Source organism: Cutibacterium namnetense (assembly GCF_001642025.1).
Lineage (GTDB): Bacteria > Actinomycetota > Actinomycetes > Propionibacteriales > Propionibacteriaceae > Cutibacterium > Cutibacterium namnetense.
This window is the reverse complement of record NZ_LWHO01000013.1, coordinates 84,638-102,780: the sequence shown is the minus strand read 5'-3', so window position 1 is coordinate 102,780 and position 18,143 is coordinate 84,638. Positions and strand designations below refer to the sequence as shown.

Genomic DNA, 18,143 nt, shown 5'->3' with positions numbered 1-18,143 from the left:
AGCGCGATCGATGATGATTTGGAGTCGGGATGCTGTATCACTTGTCAGAAGAGCATGAAATGCTACGCCAGTTTGTCCGAGAATTTGCCGAGTCGCAGCTTGCCCCCAACGCTGCAGAAGTTGACGATAAAGGAGTCTTTGCGCAGCAGCAGTATGATGCCCTCGTTGAGGCGGGTTTCGCGGCTCCTGGCATCCCGGAGCAGTATGGTGGCGACGGTTCGGATGCGATTGCGTCCGCAATAATCATGGAAGAGGTCGCTCGAGTCTGTGCGTCATCGTCCACTGTCATATCGTCCAATGAGCTTGGTACCGTGCCCCTCCTTAAATACGGTAGCGAGGAGCAGAGGAAACGTTATCTTTCTGAAGTTGCTTCGGGTAAGGCGCTTTTCGGATATGCGCTCTCCGAGGCTGATGCGGGATCAGATCCGGCTGCACTTAAATGTCGAGCCGACGAAGATGGGGACAGCTTCATCCTGAACGGCGTCAAGGCTTGGGTCACGGAGGCTGGCGAAGCCAAATACTTGGTAGTATTTGCGGTTACTGACCCAGCCGATCCGCGCCACAGAATCAGCGCGCTGATGGTCCACGCAGATGACCCGGGCATTAGCTACGGAGCCCCGGAGCACAAGATGGGGATACGCGCGTCAGTTACCAGAGAAGTAATTTTCAAAAATACGCGTATCCCTAAGGACCGCGTGATTGGCCGTCGAGGGCACGGGCTGAGCGTCGCCCTGGGCACACTTGACAACTCTCGTGTCTCGATCGCCGCTCAAGCAGTCGGAATTGCCCAAGGAGCTTTAGACATTGCCACGGATTATGTCCAGAAGCGCAAGCAGTTTGGTCAGGCGCTGTCCAATTTTGAGGGAATCCAGTTCATGCTCGCAGACATGGCAATGCGTTTAGAGGCGGCGCGGGCGCTTACGTACTCTGCCGCTGACCGTAGTGGGCGCCAGACTGACGATGTGAGTTACTTCGGTGCGGCGGCCAAATGTTTTGCTTCCGATACAGCGATGGCGGTTTGCACGGATGCAGTCCAGCTGCTTGGTGGCATCGGCTATTCCAAGGATTCTGCCGTCGAGCGGATGTTTCGGGATGCCAAGGTTACGCAGATCTACGAGGGCACGAACCAGATCCAACGGATCGTTATCGCGCGTCAGCTGTTCAACAGGTCACGCTGACTTCTGTGTCTAGGACGAGTAGGAAAGGAGCTTGATCGTGTCCAAAGGTGTGCTCGAGGGAGTCAGGGTTCTCGATCTCTCACGTGTCTTGGCTGGCCCGTACTGCGGTGCCTTCCTCGCAGATTTAGGTGCTGATGTGGTAAAAGTCGAGGCGCCAAATGGGGATGACGCGCGCCATTTGGGCCCATTCAAGGGTGCGGAGAGCGTGTACTTCGCCGAATTGAACCATGGTAAGCGGAGTGTTGTTCTGAATTTCAAGGACCCAAACGATCATGAGCGTTTCATGAGACTCGTTGAGCACGCGGATGTCGTGTTAGAAAACTTCCGGCCGGGAGTTACGAAGCGTTTAGGGATGGATGCAGAAAGTGTGCATAAGACCAATCCGCGAATAATATGCGCCAGCATTTCGGGTTTCGGCCAGGAGGGGCCGTTTCGAAACCGTCCCGCGTATGACCTCATTGTTCAGGCGATGAGCGGGATCATGGCTGCCACGGGTCCTGAGGGAGGACAGCCGACACGCGTTGGTGAATCACTAGGTGATGTAGTTTCAGGAATTTTCGCCGGATGGGCGATTTGTGCAGCACTGTATGAGCGTGAGCGTACGGGGATTGGCCGTAGTGTCGACGTTTCAATGTTCAACTCTTTACTTGCGTTGCAGGTGACTAATCTGAGTCTCCTTCTTGCCGATGGAAAGTTGCCGGGACGAATCGGGAATCGTCATCCAGTTTCGGTTCCGTTCGACACGTATCCTGCCAAGGATGGATTGGTTGCGCTGGCAGTGGCGAACGATCGAATTTGGGCACGCTTGGCCGACCTCATGGGAAGGCCGGACCTCGGAACTGACGATGCCTATCTCGGTGATATGAACCGCGCGAGTAAACGACAAGAGCTCACGCAGTTGGTGTCCGGGTGGACGCAGAGGATGACCGTCGCAGAACTTTTGCGGAAGACCGAGGAAGCGGGTGTCCCTGCTGCACCCATATGGGATCTCAAGGATGCGCTTGAAAGTGAGCACGTGGTCGCGCGCCATTCGCTTGGTCACTTCACACACCCGGAGCTCGGGAAGATGCCGTACTTACGATTTCCGGCGGGCTTTGGGTGCGGAGATTCGGCGGCTTTTTCAGAGCCGTCTCCGAGTTTGGGTGAGCAGACAGCGGAGGCCGTCGCGGATGAATGGTGCCGACCGAAGAAGAATAAAAAATGAATGTTTGACTCGAAGTTCGCGAAGTTTGCGGGAGCTCTGCCTGTGATCCGCTAAGCGACTGATGACCAAATTGGACCGATGCCATCTGCCGACAGAAGGGAAAATCATGACAATTGCTGTGGCATATAAAGTGGCTGCCAATCCACAGAACGCACGTGTAGAACCCGATGGAAGGATCGATTGGTCTCACGGGAAACTTGGCATTAGTGACTATGATCCGGTCGCGATTCAGGTTGCCCGGGAGGCGGCCGATACTTCTGGCACTGACCTTGTGGGTGTAAGTGTTGGTACGGTTGCAGCGACTGCTGTCAAGGAGAAGAAAAATGTCTTGGCTCGTGGCCTAGATCGAGTTGTGACTCTGGGGGACGACAAGACGAGTGAATGGTCGAGTGTCCAGGTTGCGAGTGCGCTTGCGGCCCTCATCCAACGAATCGAGGGTGTCACCCTAGTCGTTACCGGAGATGCGTCTGTTGACGACGGTGCCCAATTGATGTCTGCACTTGTTGGAGCTCGCCTCAGACTTCCTACCTTCCTGGAAGTCACGCATGTCGAGCCTTCCGGAATGGGTTGGAAAATTACGCAAAACTACGACGGTGGTAGCCGTGTTGTTCGCACCGATGGCGCTGCGGTTATCGCTGCTACCCCAGATGCGACGCTTCCGAAAGCGCCGGGAATGAAAGATATTCTTAAGGCGGCGAAGAAGCCGATGGAGGATGTGAAGTGTTCCGAGTTGGACCTTTCACAGGCAACGGTGGATGTTCTCTCGCGTGGACCAGCTCCGGTGAAGGAGCGGAAGCATCAAGTTTTCAGTGGCGATGGTGCTGCTGACCGACTTGTTGCTGCACTTCGAGATGCATCGGTCATTTGACAAGAATCAAACAGGCGTGAAAGAGAATATTGATGTCGACGAGTTGGATCATTACTGCGCAGCCAAACATTTCTCGTATGCTGGAGTTTGCTGGGCAGAGAGGTGACAGCACGGTCGTGGTGGCTGTTGGTGTGGCCGCCGATCGTTTTTCGGGGGCCGGTCGCGTTGTTCAGATTGAACTTCCGGCAGCGATGCCGGTTGAGGCGGTGGCTGAATTCGCGGCGGAGCAGGTCGCAGCTGAGCCCGGCGACGTGGTCCTCGCTGGCATTTCTTCGGCCGATCGTGTTCTCGCAGCTGCGGTGGCTGTCCAGCTTGATGTGCCCATTTATCGTGGCCTGCAAGAGCTGGAGGCTGATAAGGCTACTGTGCTGCAGCTGGGTGGTGTGTTGGAGCAGACGCTCTCGCTTACCACGCCGATCGTGTTCGTGTGTGAGCCTGGGGGGCCGTCTGAGGGGCCATGCGCTGAGGTGACGCAGCTGAGCGCAAACGCAGATGGGATCACCGTGGTCTCCAGTGACAAGGCCGGTAGCCAGGTGACGAATTTGGCTGCTGCGAAACGCATTGTTGCTTGTGGACGTGGTTTTCGTGAGGAGGCAGACCTCCGCATTGCGCACGACTTGGCTGCACAGATAGGTGCGGAGCTCGCCTGCTCGCGTCCTCTAGCTGAAGGGGTGAGCTGGTTTGAAAAGAAACTCTACGTAGGAATCTCCGGAGCACAGGTTTCACCTGAGCTTTACATTGCGGTGGGGATTTCTGGCCAGCTGCAACATGTTGTCGGTATGAATAAGTCCCAGACTGTCGTTGCTGTCAACGCAGATCCAGATGCGCCTATTTTCGAGCAGGCTGATTATGGAATTGTTGGAGACCTCTATGCCGTGCTTCCCGAGCTGACAAAGGCATTGGCGCGATGACTGGGATCGCAGAACTGTTGCGGGGTGTGGGCTCCCAGGCTTCGGAGTCACCGCCGCCGTTGTGGGACGTCCCAGGGGTTGAGCCTGATTTCGACGCCATTGTCGTCGGGGGTGGTGTGGCTGGTGCCGTCGCGGCCTACGAGCTAGCCAGTGGGGGACACGAAGTGCTCCTTGTCGAGCGTGGCCAAGAGCCTGGAAGCAAAAATCTCTCAGGAGGTGTTCTTTACTGCCGAGTTCTTGAGGAGATATTTCCGAACTTTCTTCGAGATGCTCCGGTCGAGCGTAAGATCACTCGCAACCAGCTGATGTTCCTGAATAGGGACTCATCTGTTGCAATTGATTATCGAGATGCGCGACTCGTGAATCCCGTCAACGCTGTTACCGTCCTCCGGGCGAAACTTGATCCGTGGCTGGCGGAAAAATGCGAGGATGCTGGCGTCAGTGTGATGTCAGGTGTTCGCGTTGATTCGTTGATTGAGCGTGATGGGCAGTTCGTCGGCGTTCGAGCTGGTGATGATGAGTTATATTCGCGTGTGGTCATTGCTGCCGATGGCGTGAATTCATTTCTGAGTCGTGACGCTGGACTCCGTGGGCCGGAGCCCAAGAACAATCTCGCCGTCGGAGTGAAGTCGGTAATTGGCCTTGACCCGAAAGTCATCGAGGAACGGTTCCAGGTAAAGAACGGCGAGGGGGCAGCCTACGCGGTCGTTGGTGACTGCACGAAAGGTGTTGGGGGAGGTGGGTTCCTTTACACGAATATTGACAGCGTGTCAGCCGGGGTGGTCCTGCGGTTGGATGATTTAGAAAGGAGTAGGGAGTCAAGCTCGCAGCTGCACGACCACTTCTTGACTCACCCGGTTGTTGCGCCACTCCTTGCTGGTGGCGAGCTGCTGGAGTACGGCTGCCATCTGGTAGCTGAAGGTGGTGCCAGTATGCAGCACGACCTGGTTGCACCAGGACTCTTGGTCGTCGGCGATGCCGCTGGCTTCACGTTCAACACGGGGTTTACGGTACGGGGGATGGACCTCGCTGCAGGCTCTGCTCTCGCCGCTGCGAAGTCGGTTGATTTAGCCTTGCGTAACCATGATGTCGGTCATGGGACTCTGGATGGTTATATTTCCACATGCAATGAAGGCTTTGTGGGTCGCGACATGAATACATATCGGAATACTCCAAAATTCCTGGAATCTCCAGAAATGTACAACGATGTCGGTCAGCTTGCGGCGGACGTGATGTATCAGATCTACGGTCTCGATATGACCCCGCGGAAACATTTACTTCCGACGGTAGCCTCTGCGGTGAGGTCATCGAGCCTGAGCTTTTCCCAGCTCGCCTCAATTGGGTTCAGAGCGATGAGGGCATTGTGATGGCAGCAAAAAGTGATGGTTTCGGGTCTGTGACCGACCGTCTTGCAAAAAATCATTATGACGTGGATGAGGATAACAGCCACATTCGTGTTAACCAAGACATTGCGCGCAGAACAGGGACGGGAAAGCTATTGGTGCGAGTGTGTCCGGCACACGTGTACTCGGAGGAGCCCGATGGCACTATTTCCGTTGAGTACGCAGCGTGTCTGGAGTGTGGCACCTGTCTGGCGGTTGCTGCACCCGGGTCGCTTGAATGGCGCTATCCCGCAGGTGCAATGGGTATTTCTTTTAGAGAAGGATGACCCCTTTTTGGGTGGCTGTGAAGCGACAAAGTTGTCGCTCGGTAGGAGGAATTGTGGTGTCCGCACCAAATAACGCTCAGGGTGAAGTTTGTCATGGGAATCCGGCTCCAACAATTTCGGGAGCAGGTCACGGTGTTGAGAAGCGAACAATTGATATGGTGCCTGACAGCGAAAGGCACGGCACTCCGAAGAGTCAGTTCACGCTGTGGTTCGGAGTGAACATGCAAATTACCGCTGTCGTGAATGGTGCTTTGGCGATTGTTTTTGGAGCCGATGTCGTATGGGCGATAGTTGGCCTTTTCATCGGGCAGATCGTCGGTGGCGCTGTCATGGCGCTCCATTCCGCTCAGGGGCCCGCGCTGGGGCTCCCACAGATGATCAGTTCGCGGGCGCAGTTCGGCGTTTATGGCGCTGCGCTTCCGCTGTTTCTCGTACTGCTTCTCTATTTCGGCTTCGCTGCTACTGGAACTGTCTTGGCTGGACAAGCTATCAACAATGCATTCGGCGTCCAGCCCAGGTGGATCGGAATTCTGGTCTTTGCAGCTCTGACAGCAATTATTGCCATGTTTGGGTATGACCTAATCCATAAGCTGGGGAAGGTGTCATCGACAGTTGGCCTCCTGGGGCTGCTCTATATCGCGGTTCGTCTGTTCCAGGTAAGTTCCTTTGGGTCACAGCTGACCGATGTGCACTTCTCAGCGGTACCGTTCCTCCTGTCGATTGCTTTAGCGGCGGGATGGCAGTTGACTTATGCACCGTATGCCAGTGATTACTCACGCTATCTTCCCCGCGATACGAAATTTGGGCGTGCGTGGTTTGGCCCGTTCGCGGGTTCGGTACTTGGGGCTACGATTTCGATGACGCTGGGTGTGTTCATCGCTGCTGCCGGTGGCCAAGCTTTCATTGGTGATCAGGTTGGTTTTATGGGAAACCTTGCCCAAAATCGTGTTCTGGCGATCCTGATTTTCATCTCCATTGTGATTGGCAAGTTGACTATCAACGCCTTGAACGCTTATGGTGGAGTTATGGCGTTGTCGACAGCGCTTTCAGGTTTCACTGGTAAGAGCAGCATTTCCCCTAAGACCCGTTTCGGGTTCGTGATTGGTTTCAACGTTGTAGTTGTCCTGACGGCGCTTGCGGCGTCGTCGGATTTTCTTCAAGTGTTTAAGTCTTTCATCTTAACTCTGTTGATGTTTTTCCTGCCGTGGTCAGCAATTAACCTAATAAACTATTACCTCATATGTCGTCGTCGTATTGACATTCCTGCGCTGTACACCTCGAGAGGGCGCTATGGCAAGCTTCACTGGACGACTATCGTGGTGTATTTGCTCGGCGTTGCTGTGCAGATCCCGTTCATCTCACAGGCGTTTTATGTGGGGCCGGTGGCCACGGCGATGGGCGGGGCGGACATCTCTTGGCTCGTGGGTCTTGTTGTTACAGCGTTGGTATATTACCCGCTCGGCAGGCGAGCGTTTGACTACCCCCTGGAGATGGTTTACCCGAAGGGTGTGGAGCTAGACTAGGGCATTATTTCGCCGTAACCGCGCGTGACGATGGAGTTGTTTTTGAAGGAGACTCCGAGCCGAGGTGACCGTTATTGTGAGTCTGGTGTCAGCATTAACGTTGAACTAGTCGAGGACAGATGCTTAACGGTAGTTATGGATAAATGGCGGTGAGCTTGCGCCTCGATGTGCCTTTGGAAGAGTAGATTTCTGGCGTTCGTTATAGAATCTACTCGAGGTCGGTGTAGAAAACTGTTTTGGGGGTGACTTCTGTTTCCTCATCCTCGCCATGTCAGAGTTTCACCGGTGCTTTGTTCGCGGCAACGGCACGGTGAAATTCTGATGCACAATCGGCCAAGTCCAGTGTTAGCGTCGGCTTTTTCACTGTGGTTGTCCTTGAGTGATTCCCGTGTACGAGTCATCCATTGCTTAGGCAACTAAATATCCGTGGTCCACGGCTGTGTGAATCATGATCCTTCTGGTTGTCAGAGAAATTTTGCGTTGTGCCCTGAAGCCGTCAGACTCCTGCTGGTGGGATGGCTCTTTGCATGGATCAGCGCTGGGGCCGTGATTTGGGTGCGATGAGCCCCGAGGTTGTAGCGGTCCGTGGTACGGCTGAAGGGCTTAGCGGGCATGGCTCTGTGGGTTGGGGTTGCTGTCGGAGTCGGAATGGGAGGTGGGATCCGGTTCGGGGCGCGGGCCTTCTGCATGAGGCCGTTCAGAGTTGGTAGTTCTGAATTGCTTGTAGGCCGCTATGGCTTCCTGAGTGTTGCCGGTGTGGGCGATTTCTTGGGCGATGTCCTTGACGAGGTTGACGATGTTGAACGCTAGTAGCGTTTCCCTCGCCAGGCGCTTGTCGATACCAGCAGCGACAAAGGCTTCCGATCAGTCGGTGGTGGTTGAAGACGGCAGCCTCGTCGATCGTTGTCTGAGCGCCGGGGGTGAGGGAAGCTAACTGGGTTATAGAGCTGTTCTTGTCAGAAGTGACATTCGGGGGTGGCTGATAGTTAGCCGGTCAGGACAGTTGCTTTCATTGGCGGCATTGCATGCGCGTAATTGAACATCGTGGTAAGCATCGGGCTGGCGATACTGATCGAGCTTGCTTGCGGCGTGCCCTAAATGGGCAATCCAGCGAGGCAATGTGGTGAGAGATTGGACCATTTCGTGGGCAGGTGTGTGCACGTTTAATAAAAGCGCGAAGTGAATCTATTGATGTGGCCCTGGCATCGCGACGAGTCCAATTTTAGGGAAGGGTGGCGAGGGTTTACCCACTGGCCTCTCGCTGACCGCGGCTACGTTGAACCCAGGTGAGACACTGATCGGTCATTGGGATTAGAACACCCCGCCGTCCCCGCCCGCTCTGCAGTCTCGAGATGGGCGAGGACGTGTGGGCTGCTGCGCCCTCAGATCCTGCTGGATTACGCGCTTATCAGCCGTCTTGCGGTCTGCACGTTTTCGCCCAGGTTCGCCAGCGCCTCAGTGAGTGCGTCGCCGCTGGCCTGCAGTTCCTCGTCGGTGACGGGGGCGAGGGCGTCGAGGATGAACAATGCCGTCCGAGTGGTATCAGTAAGGCCGGTGCGTCGACCCTGTCGCCAGTTCCACCGGCGACACGTTACCCCGGCATTGTCGCGCCAGACGACCTCCCCGATTTCAGGGTGCTCGATCACGGCCTCCCCATTCGCGGTCGTATCGAACGACTCCTCACCCGTGGCACGGATCAGACGTGCCGGCCCGTCATAGCGGTGAAGATCTTCACCGCCGAGGGGGATCTGGTGCAGCACTGAGATGGCGTTGTAGACGTCAGTGAGCGCGTTCACCCGCGGCAGGCCCTTTTCGGCGCGGCGGGTGAGGGCTTCAAGACAGTTGCGCGTGCGCTGCGGTTTTGCCCCGAATCCTCGAAACGCCTCCCGCCACGAGGCGATGTGTGCAAGCTCAGTCACCGGTGAACTGGCCAGGAGGTCACGCGCGTGGTCTTCAGCCCGGGCGATGAGCGTGTCGACCATGTTGTTGCCTTCCCCGGATGCAGGCGGGGTGAGGCCATCCACGACGAGCAGCAGGGCACGGTAGTCAGGACGTAGCTCGAATACGGCCTCGTCCACTGTGCAGGCGTCGAGGAACGTCTCGGGGGTCATGGGTTCAGGCATCGGGGTTTCCTTTCAGTGTGCGGTTCCCACGTCCGGCTCGAACACCGTCAGTGAGAACCGGGCAGAGTTATCGGTTGAGTTTATGTAGGCATGGGCGACGTCGCCGTAGAACGACAATGCATCGCCGGGCGCAAGGTCGTAGTGGTTGCCGTCGACCTCCACTGTGACCGTACCTTCCTGCACGTGCAGTAGTTCTCGGGTGCCGTCGCTGTGCGCCTCGCTGTCGTGACGCTCACCGGGCGCGAGCGTCCAGTCCCATAGTTCGACCACGTCCGGTGGTTGCGTGCCTGCAACCAGCATGCCTTTGCCGCCCGCGTCGCCGTTCCAGAGGACAGCGCCCTGTCCATTGCGGGTGAGCTTCGCGGCGCGCGGAGCCGGGGGTTCTACCAGAGCCGGGAGTCCGACGCCGAGCGCATCCGAGAGTCGCAGGAGGGTGCCTACGCGTGGATTCACTGCGCCCTGCTCGACGTTGACGAGCACACGTCGGCTTACCCCGGCGTACTCGGCGAGTTGATCGAGCGTCCATCCCCGGGCCTTGCGCTGGTGCTTAAGCCGCGTGCCGATCGCACGTGCTAGTGGCTCCGCACTCGTGTCCATGCAGTGCATGATACTGCACTTTATGGGCAATGTGGCTATTCAGGTGGAATCCGAAATGCAGGGGGAGACGACCGCTTGTCTTGCCGCCTTGCGGGTACAACAGGGGAAGCCTCGTGGCAGGCGGTCAGGGCTGAGTCGAGGGTGGTCTCAGGCGAACCACCGGTTGAGCTCGGTGGCGGTGCCGCCGTCGGTAAAGCAGGGAGCGATGTCGTCGGCTACCTCTTTGACCGAGTCGGGGGCATCGCCGACGGCTACCCCGCGCCCGGCCCACTGCAGCATTTCAATGTCGTTGTTGCCGTCACCAATGGCTAGGACGTCCGTCGGGTCGATCCCCTTGAGGCGGCATAGAGTGTCAAGGGCAGAAGCCTTGGTGACCCCTTCTGAGGTGATGTCGAGCCAAGCTGACCAGCCGATGACGTAGGAGACGCTGTGCAGGTCGAGGCTACGGGCCAGATCGCTGAAAGAGCCAGCGTAGCCGCTCGGATCACGAATGATGACCCGCGGGGTCGGTCGTGACGCCAACTCCTCAATCGTTTCGATGTGAAGCTCGCCCTGCAATTCGCCGACCGGGAAGAGTTGATTGAGCCGGTATCCGACGCCAACTTCTTCGACGGCGATGAGAGCTTGGGGATAGACGTCCATGACGTGGTCAATGATCGGGCGCGGGTCAAAGGTGACCTCGGTCTGAACTTTGAGAGGGGACATCGTCGCGGTGACGGCACCATTGGACACCACCACGTGTCCGCCGTGCAGGCCGAGCGCTTCGTGGATCGGGACCGCGCCGAATAGCCCTCGGCCGGTCGCTAGGACGACGGGGACGTCAACCTTGGCGACCGCCTCACGGACCGCTTCCGGAAGTTCCCCCTGATGATCAACGAGGGTCCCGTCGATGTCGAGGGCCACCATGCGGGGAGTGAATGTCATGTCAGCTAGCTTGCCACCGCGTGATGATCAAGCGGTGAACAAAGCGTGACGTTCTCAGGCAGCCAACCTTGCCCGGCTCGGATGAGGTCGACCAGTCACGGACTCGTAGGCGGCAGCCAGGCGAGTCGTCGTGACTTTTGAGCGGGCCTTACGGCGTGGAGTCGGCGAGGCATCGCGGGCTCGACGCAGATGCCGCTTCACGGTGGATAGCGAGCAGCCGAGACGGTCTGCGATAAAGCTCAGTGGCTGGTCGGGGTGAGCCCGGCGAAGCCGGATGACATCCTGAGTGGCGACCTGGTGGCCGCTGGCGATGACTCCGGCGAATGACTCCAAATCATCGGGACGCACCCTGACGCCGAGGTGGGAGCGGATGCGGGAGCGTTGACGCGGCGTTGTGCCGGCGGCGAATCCAGCGACATCGTGATCGAGGATGGCGTTCTCGAGGCACTGCTCGAAGAGGGGACAGGTAAGACAGGCAGCGCGAGCGCGGGCCTGAAGAGTGCGCTCCAGGCGGTGTTCGTCAGGCGTGGCTGCGGTGCTGTCACCTTCGAGCAGAGGGTGCTGGAAGACCGCTCTGAGGTTGGCGCAGGACGGGAGAGTGCGATCGTTCGTCCGGTTCACGATGGCTCCTTTCCAACGGGCCAAGGCGGGTGCTCGACGTCAACTGGCAGTGATGCTACAAGTGCTTTTCAGAAGTTCATCTGACGTTGACAGTGACTAAATTGGACGTCCGAACGTGCTTGTCAGGGCGATATACCCGGATTTAGTTTGGGATTATTCGCAGTGATGGCTAATGGGAAGGCTGATCTTTTAGAGCGGCTCGATGTGTACTTTTGGACAGCGCATTGCTCAGCTATTCGACTTTCGTCTACATGCCTACGGTGTCCACATCCTCGGCAGGTCACTCGGCACCTTCCATAATGGATTGCGCGTGAGAAATCTAGCGCTATCCCGGTTAGAGTGCCTAGGTGGATGCAGCAACATACATGGCACTTGTGCTGGTACTCGCGGTCGGTGCCCAGTGGTTCGGATGGCGATTACGCCTTCCCGCGCTGCTGTTCCTCCTCGTGATTGGTTTCGCGCTCGGACAGTGGGTCACTCCCGATGAGATCTTCGGGAGAAAGCTGCTATTCGATGGTGTCAACCTCTCAGTCGCAATTGTCCTCTTCGAAGGGTCACTTGGACTCAAGCTTCGCGAAGTCCGTGACCTCGGGCGACCAATTTTTCGGTTGTGCACCGTCACCGCAGGGGTGGCGTGGGGTCTTATCACCGCCGCGGCGATGGTATTGGGGTTTGATGGCCGCGTTTCTCTGCTGTTGGGCGCGATTCTCATCGTCACCGGCCCAACGGTGATTAACCCGATCTTGCGACAATTGCGCCCTACCCGGCGAGTGAGTGCCCTGCTGAGATGGGAAGGAATCGTCGTCGATCCGCTCGGTGCCATCTTGGCACTGCTGGTGTACCAGGCCATTACCAGCATCGATGGGTCCTCTATCGGAAAAGGTGTCTTGAACCTGGGTCTTACCTTGCTGGTCGGGCTGCTTTTCGCTGCCCCCATCGGGTGGATCGTCAGCGCAATGATGAAGCAGCACCTCATCCCGGACTTCCTCCAGGGCGTTATTTTCGTCGGGATCGCCGTTGGAACGTGTGTTGGCGCTAACGCTTTTCAGGAGGAGTCGGGGCTGGTCGCCGTTACGATGCTCGGCATCTACCTGGCGAACCAGCGCAACCTCGAGCTTGAACCCGTCATCGAGTTCAAGGAACACCTGCAGGTGCTGCTCGTCGGCGTCTTGTTCATCATGCTGGCAGGACGTGTGACCCCGTCTCAGATCCTCGACATTCTGCCCACCGGTCTGATTTTCGTCGCACTGCTTGTGCTCGTCATCCGGCCTGCCTCGGTGCAGTTGGGGCTAGTCGGTACTGAGGCCACCCGCCAAGAACGCACCCTGATGTCGTTCATGGCCCCGCGAGGAATCGTGGCGGCGTCGGTGGCGTCGATTTTTGCCATGCAGTTCAGCGCGTCCGCCAACCACGTGCGCCAGCAAGCGAGGCAGGTCGCCGAATCTGATCGGGGGCGTTCCAAGCAGTTGTTCTCGTTTGCTAACCAGATCGCTGGTATGGCTAGCGAGGTGGACCGGCTCGTTCCGCTGGTCTTCCTCGTAATCGTCTGCACTGTCGCTATCTACGGCTTGGGCATCGGAAGACTCGCTGAGAAACTCGGGCTGGCGTCCGCGAGCCCGCGGGGAGTGATGTTCGCGGGCTCGCCTACCTGGACCATTGATACTGCCAAGACCTTGCGCGACCTCGATGTGTCGACCCTCATCGTCACTCGACGTGCGTATGACCTGTACGCGGCACGCAAAGCCGGTCTCAGATGCGAGGCTGCGGACTTTCTATCTGAATACGCCACCGAAGACATGGACCTTGCAGGAATCGCTTCGATGGTGGCTTGCACGCCGGACGACGACACTAACTCGATTGCGTCCGTGCACTACCGACGCGCCTTGGGACGGGCGAACGTCTTCCAGCTGGAGCGGATGGACGAAGCAGATGACGGCGACGCCACTACTGGCACCGCGCAGAGCCTCAAAGCAAGGACGGCCTTCGACCCTCCGACCTCGTACTCAGCGATGGACAAGTTGTGGCGCAGTGGCAAACGGGTGCGACGGGTCAAGCTGGACGAGAACCGCAGCTGGGAACGGTTCCGGGAAGCTATGCCGGATGCTGTCGTGATGTTTGTCGTTAAGCCTTCTTCAGTGAACGTTGCCACCGATGAGATGAACACTCCCAGGGAAGACGACATCATCATTTACCTGGGTGACGAGTGGAAAGATGCTCCGAAGTCTGTTGCTGCGCAAGAAGTGGGGTCGAATCGACAGCCGATGTCGGTCCCATCCTCGGAAGAGGCGGTGCGAGATCGTATTGACGCCGACCGCAAAGCGGCTGAAGGGGAGGACACGGCGAGCGCTAGTAAGGCCAGTGGTGAAGGCTCGGCCGAGGCAGTGCCGTCGTGATACTGTCCTCAGCTTCCATTCACACCGTTTGGGCGCTTGCGTACCATCCTCTCCGTCGTCCACACGGCGGCTCCAATAATGGCGCTTGCGATTCCGGCCACCAGGAATCCCCACTGCCAGCCATTGGCGTCCATAATGGCGCCGATGAGCGGGGCTGCCATGGCCGTCCCGCCGTTAAGACACGATCCCTGCCATCCGATAATGGTGCCTCGTGAGTCTGCGGGCACCAGATCGGTCAGGGCATCGACGGAGGATGTAATCGTCGGGGCGACGAACACCCCGCCCACAAATAACAAGATGGCCGTTGACACTGGGCCGTGCGACAAGGCTGGTAAGGCGGTCATTGTCCCCAGGAATACGAGGAGAAGAGCGGTCGACGCGCCTCGAGGCAATGCCCCGTACAGGACGCCGCCGATGGCCGACCCGAAGCCGGACGCTGCCAGCACCCAACCGATCATTCCGGGGTGCCCCAGCGACCTCATAGCGGCGACCGTCGTCAACTCAATACCCCCAAGGCAGAACCCGGTGGCAATGACTGCGAAGAGGATGGATGCTGACTGGGGGGACAGCCAGGCCATCTTGCGGCTATGCGGCGTCTGGGCGACTGGCATAGCTGAGGCTGGGCTACCTTGGGGAGGCTCTGTCGTCGCGGGGTCGAGGGCCATCAGGCCGAAGGCTCCGATGGCGGCAATGAACCCGCACGCCGTGATGGTGATCCGGGTTCCGATTGTCGTCGCTGCGATGATGGCAACGGTCGGGCCGATCATGTAGCAGATCTCCACGGACACAGAATCGAGCGACAATGCGGCGCGTCGTCGTGACGTGGGCACAGCCGCCATAAGGACCTGGCGCGGGATGGTGAAGATTGGGTAATTCCACAGCCCGCCGATCGCGCACAGGGCGAGAAGAGGGAAATACCCTAGCCAGGGACACAGTCCCCACGTGATGGTCGTGATGATAAGTGAGGGAAGCATCGTGCGTCGCAGTCCGCGGCGGTCGACCATGCTGCCGCGCCAGGGTCCAGAAATCATCGTTGCGACGGTCACCACAGTCGTTACTGCTCCTGCGCGCACGTAATCCAAGTGCAGCGAGCTCACGACGTGGACGCTCAGGACGATTCCGAGGCTGAAAATCGGAATCCGGATAAGGGCTGCCAATAGGAGGGTCGTCCACACCTCCCGAATGGCGATGACATCCCGGTAACCGTGCATCCAAGCACTGTATACGACTCTGCGTATTAGCACTTCGCTATCGCCGGAGTCGCAGCGGGGCTACGCAGACGATACGCAGCCCCGCGCAGATACGTTTACCAGCGCAACTTCTTGCGAATAGAAGCTAAGTTCTCGCTAGTCTTGATGAGTGCGATGACAGATTCGATCTGCATCCTCGCCATGACGATGAAAAGGAATGACGGAATCCAGCCGCTGGGAGGCGTCGGATCATTACCTATGGCAATAGCGTGTCACATGGTGGTGCAGTTGTGGCGGACATCCATTTCTAATGGCGGGAGGTAGTCCAAGAATCTCATTCGGGCCGGCCAGATATTCCGGACGACCCGATCGCGTGGCGATCAGTTGACGCCAGACTCCATTGCGGCAGAGTCGAGAACCTCCTGATTGTTATTGTCGTCGTCGCCGGTGGACGCGATGGCTGCTGCGCCGCCGGCGTCAAGTTGTCCGATAAGGTCGGCGTGGCTGGTGAGCTGACCTTGCGCAGAGTAGAGCTCAAGCTTCTCGCGGGTATCGGCGATATCGAGGTTGCGCATGGTGAGCTGGCCGATGCGATCGGTCGGGCCGAAAGCAGCCCCCTCAACGCGTTCCATCGACAACTTCTCACAGTGGTACGAGAAGTTTGGTCCGGTGGTGTCGAGGATGGAATAGTCCCAGCCGCGACGCAGCTTGAGCGTGACCGATCCGGTAACCGCGTTAGCGACCCAGTGGGTGAGAGATTCACGAATCATGAGGGACTGGGGGTCGAGCCAGCGTCCTTCGTAGAGCAGCCGCCCAAGGTGACGTCCCTCGTTGTGATAGGTAGCCAGAGTGTCTTCGTTATGGATGGCATTGACGAGACGCTCGTAGGCGATGTGAAGCAAGGCCATACCTGGGGCTTCGTAAATCCCGCGGGACTTAGCCTCAATAATTCGATTCTCGATCTGGTCGCTCATGCCGAGGCCGTGACGGCCGCCGATGGCGTTGGCTTCCAGGACGAGGGCAACCTTGTCGTCGTATTCCTTGCCGTTGATGGCGACGGGCAGGCCTTGCTCGAAGGAGACCGTCACTTCTTCGGTATCGATCTTGACGTCTGGGTCCCAGAACTTGACGCCCATGATCGGGTCGACGGACTCGATGGAGACGTGCAAGGATTCGAGCTTCTTGGCCTCGTGGGTGGCGCCCCAGATATTGGCGTCGGTGGAGTAGGCCTTTTCCTTGGAATCGCGATACGGCAAGTTATGGGCAGTGAGCCAGGCGCTCATCTCGTCCCGGCCGCCGAGCTCAGCGACGAAGTTCTCGTCGAGCCACGGCTTGTAGATACGCAGCTGCGGGTTGGCGAGCAAACCGTAGCGGTAGAACCGCTCGATGTCATTGCCTTTGTAAGTGGAGCCGTCGCCCCAAATGGAGACGCCATCGGTGTGCATGGCGCGCACCAATAGAGTGCCGGTGACGGCGCGACCAATTGGGGTGGTGTTGAAGTAAGGACGCCCGGCGGAGCGAACGTTGAACGCACCGCACGCGATAGCGCTCAGACCCTCTGCAACGAGCGCCGCCTTGCAGTCGACAAGCCGGGAGATCTCGGCGCCGTAGTCGAGGGCACGCTCCGGCACTGACGCGATGTCGGGTTCGTCGTACTGGCCGATATCGGCTGTATAGGTGCACGGGACCGCGCCATTTTCGCGCATCCACGCAACGGCGACGGACGTGTCGAGGCCGCCGGAGAATGCGATGCCGACGCGTTCGTCGACGGGGAGCTGAGTGATGACCTTGGACACGTTAACCACCCTAGCGCATATATATGCATTGACTCAAATGGATATGCGATTGGTTGGGTTGGGGGAGCGCGCTGAGTGTCCCGGAAAACACGCAACGACCTGCCCTGGCCGGAGCCATGGCAGGTCGTTGCGGGCAGCTGGGGGTTGTCAGAGGGTCAGCGCGACTTTGCCGAGTACCTCACCGGATTCGAGTCGCTCGTGGGCTTTGCCCGCTTCAGACATCGGGAAGGATTCGACCGGGGCAGGCTTGATGCTGCCGTTGGCGTAGAGCGGCCATGCGACTTCACGGACCCGCTGACAAATGCTGGCCTTCTCGTCGAGGGGACGAGGGCGCAGGCTCGTAGCGGTGACCAAGGCGCGCTTGTTGAGAAGCTTTCCAATGTTGAGCTCCCCCCTGACGCCACCCTGCATTCCAATGATGTCGAGACGTCCGCCAGTGGCGAGAGCATCGACGTTGAGGCCGAGGTACTTAGCGCCCATGACGTCAAGGATGACGTCAGCACCGCGGCCTTCGGTGGCGTCCTTGACGCCACCAACCCAGTCGTCGTGATAGTTGAGGACGACGTCGGCGCCGAGGGCGCGGCAGAACTCCTGCTTCTCAGCAGTGCCGCAGGTGGTGATAACCGTGCATCCAAGCGACTTGGCGTATTGGATAGCGAACTGGCCGATGCCGCCGGCACCGCCGTGTACGAGGAAAGTCTCACCCTTAGCTAGCCCGACGTGATCCATGTTGGAGATGACGGTGGCAGCGACCTCAATGAGGGTCGATGCAGTCACCGGGTCGATGCCATCGGGGATAGGCAGGAGCTGACCAGCGGGGACGATGACGTACTCGGCGTAACCACCACCGGCGAGCAAAGCGACGACCTCGTCACCTTCAGACCAATCGACGCCGGGGCCAAGGGCGGAGACGGTGCCGGTGACCTCGAGGCCCATGGTGTCCGAGACGCCCTTCGGGGGCGGGTAGAGGCCCTGACGCTGTAGCAGGTCACCGCGGTTGATGCCGGCTGCGGTCACCTTGACGAGCGCCTCTCCCGGGCCTGGTTGGGGCGTGGGAACTTCAGTCCATTCAATGCACTCGGGGCCGGGGCGATGGCGGCCCTTGGAGTCAGTCGTGTCGGTAGGGCGGACGGTGATCGCATGCAT

Annotated in this window: 15 protein-coding genes and 1 pseudogene; 8 read left to right on the top strand and 8 right to left on the bottom strand. The window is 58.4% G+C overall.

Annotated features, from left to right (window positions below):
- The first annotated feature begins 29 nt into the window (after positions 1 to 29).
- The 7 genes from A5483_RS10590 (at position 30) to A5483_RS10565 (ending at position 7,353) form a co-directional block, all read left to right on the top strand.
- Positions 30 to 1,178 carry an acyl-CoA dehydrogenase family protein gene (locus A5483_RS10590; protein ID WP_063811789.1) on the top strand — a complete coding sequence of 383 codons (1,149 nt, stop codon included), beginning with the start codon at positions 30 to 32 and terminating at the stop codon, positions 1,176 to 1,178.
- A 37-nt stretch (positions 1,179 to 1,215) separates the two neighbouring features.
- On the top strand, positions 1,216 to 2,382 hold the full coding sequence (locus A5483_RS10585; protein WP_063811788.1) for a CoA transferase: 1,167 nt from the start codon (positions 1,216 to 1,218) through the stop codon (positions 2,380 to 2,382).
- Positions 2,383 to 2,488: 106 nt separating this feature from the next.
- A complete protein-coding gene (locus A5483_RS10580; RefSeq protein WP_063811787.1) occupies positions 2,489 to 3,250 on the top strand; it encodes an electron transfer flavoprotein subunit beta/FixA family protein in 762 nt (253 codons plus the stop codon).
- 77 nt (positions 3,251 to 3,327) lie between these two features.
- Complete coding sequence (locus tag A5483_RS10575; RefSeq protein WP_082864052.1) at positions 3,328 to 4,161, top strand: electron transfer flavoprotein subunit alpha/FixB family protein; 834 nt, start codon at positions 3,328 to 3,330, stop codon at positions 4,159 to 4,161.
- Positions 4,158 to 5,528 (top strand): FAD-dependent oxidoreductase, encoded by a 1,371-nt coding sequence (locus A5483_RS10570; RefSeq protein WP_063811785.1) that lies wholly within the window; start codon positions 4,158 to 4,160, stop codon positions 5,526 to 5,528. Before A5483_RS10575 ends, A5483_RS10570 begins: the two co-directional genes overlap by 4 nt.
- A complete protein-coding gene (locus A5483_RS11700; RefSeq protein WP_081474433.1) occupies positions 5,528 to 5,830 on the top strand; it encodes a ferredoxin family protein in 303 nt (100 codons plus the stop codon). The genes A5483_RS10570 and A5483_RS11700 overlap by 1 nt, the downstream gene beginning before the upstream one ends.
- A gap of 53 nt (positions 5,831 to 5,883) precedes the next feature.
- On the top strand, positions 5,884 to 7,353 hold the full coding sequence (locus tag A5483_RS10565; protein ID WP_193790480.1) for a purine-cytosine permease family protein: 1,470 nt from the start codon (positions 5,884 to 5,886) through the stop codon (positions 7,351 to 7,353).
- A 464-nt stretch (positions 7,354 to 7,817) separates the two neighbouring features.
- Here the strand turns inward: A5483_RS10565 and A5483_RS12490 are convergent.
- The 5 genes and pseudogenes from A5483_RS12490 to A5483_RS10540 form a co-directional block, all read right to left on the bottom strand.
- Positions 7,818 to 8,205, bottom strand: a pseudogene (locus tag A5483_RS12490) (hypothetical protein); the annotation flags it as partial.
- Between the two features lie 545 nt (positions 8,206 to 8,750).
- Entirely contained in the window at positions 8,751 to 9,464 is a 714-nt protein-coding gene (locus A5483_RS10555; protein WP_063811816.1) for a B3/B4 domain-containing protein, read from the bottom strand.
- 24 nt (positions 9,465 to 9,488) lie between these two features.
- Complete coding sequence (locus A5483_RS10550; RefSeq protein ID WP_042842816.1) at positions 9,489 to 10,073, bottom strand: helix-turn-helix domain-containing protein; 585 nt, start codon at positions 10,071 to 10,073, stop codon at positions 9,489 to 9,491.
- 147 nt (positions 10,074 to 10,220) lie between these two features.
- Positions 10,221 to 10,979, bottom strand: coding sequence for an HAD family hydrolase (locus A5483_RS10545; protein WP_176607870.1), 759 nt, complete (start codon positions 10,977 to 10,979; stop codon positions 10,221 to 10,223).
- A gap of 72 nt (positions 10,980 to 11,051) precedes the next feature.
- Positions 11,052 to 11,618, bottom strand: coding sequence for a WhiB family transcriptional regulator (locus A5483_RS10540; RefSeq protein ID WP_002549099.1), 567 nt, complete (start codon positions 11,616 to 11,618; stop codon positions 11,052 to 11,054).
- Positions 11,619 to 11,983: 365 nt separating this feature from the next.
- Here A5483_RS10540 and A5483_RS10535 point away from each other — a divergent pair, with 365 nt between their 5' ends.
- The gene (locus A5483_RS10535) at positions 11,984 to 14,011 is read left to right on the top strand and encodes a cation:proton antiporter (RefSeq protein WP_306417301.1); all 2,028 of its coding nucleotides are present in this window, start codon (positions 11,984 to 11,986) and stop codon (positions 14,009 to 14,011) included.
- An 8-nt stretch (positions 14,012 to 14,019) separates the two neighbouring features.
- Here A5483_RS10535 and A5483_RS10530 read toward each other — a convergent pair whose 3' ends face one another.
- The 3 genes from A5483_RS10530 to A5483_RS10520 all read right to left on the bottom strand — a co-directional run bounded on the left by A5483_RS10530 (position 14,020) and on the right by A5483_RS10520 (position 18,143).
- Entirely contained in the window at positions 14,020 to 15,222 is a 1,203-nt protein-coding gene (locus tag A5483_RS10530) for an MFS transporter (protein WP_063811782.1), read from the bottom strand.
- 359 nt (positions 15,223 to 15,581) lie between these two features.
- Positions 15,582 to 17,006 (bottom strand): argininosuccinate synthase, encoded by a 1,425-nt coding sequence (gene argG, locus A5483_RS10525; RefSeq protein WP_176607866.1) that lies wholly within the window; start codon positions 17,004 to 17,006, stop codon positions 15,582 to 15,584.
- Between the two features lie 138 nt (positions 17,007 to 17,144).
- Positions 17,145 to 18,143 carry an NAD(P)H-quinone oxidoreductase gene (locus A5483_RS10520; RefSeq protein WP_002549121.1) on the bottom strand — a complete coding sequence of 333 codons (999 nt, stop codon included), beginning with the start codon at positions 18,141 to 18,143 and terminating at the stop codon, positions 17,145 to 17,147.